Annotated in this window: 1 protein-coding gene; it reads right to left on the bottom strand. The window is 45.1% G+C overall.

Annotated features, from left to right (window positions below):
- Positions 1-54: 54 nt before the first annotated feature.
- Positions 55-275, bottom strand: a 221-nt coding sequence (locus M3N64_RS14015) for a transposase (protein ID WP_249104321.1), incomplete at its 5' end; no start/stop codon positions are given.

Below are 275 nucleotides of genomic sequence, written 5' to 3'. Positions count from 1 at the left end.
CAACGGGTCAAGTCCTTTTTTGTGTGTAAATTCATCTCAGTTAGAACAGATTGATTAACTTGGATAAATAGCGGTCACTTTACTAGATTTAGCCAATTTAGGGTGTTCTGCTTTCCAACTAAAATACTCGTCCATTTTCAGATAGCAGCGGCCTTCCGACCATTTTTCATCCTGTTCCATGAGCACGGAACCCATGAGACGGGTGACCGATTCACGATTGGGAAAGATGCGAATCACTCGTTCGCGACGGCGAAATTCCTCGTTGAGGCGTTCCC

Source organism: Sporolactobacillus mangiferae (assembly GCF_023336505.1).
Lineage (GTDB): Bacteria > Bacillota > Bacilli > Bacillales > Sporolactobacillaceae > Sporolactobacillus > Sporolactobacillus mangiferae.
The sequence above is the reverse complement of the archived record's forward strand: the minus strand, read 5'-3'. Positions and strand labels throughout refer to the sequence as shown.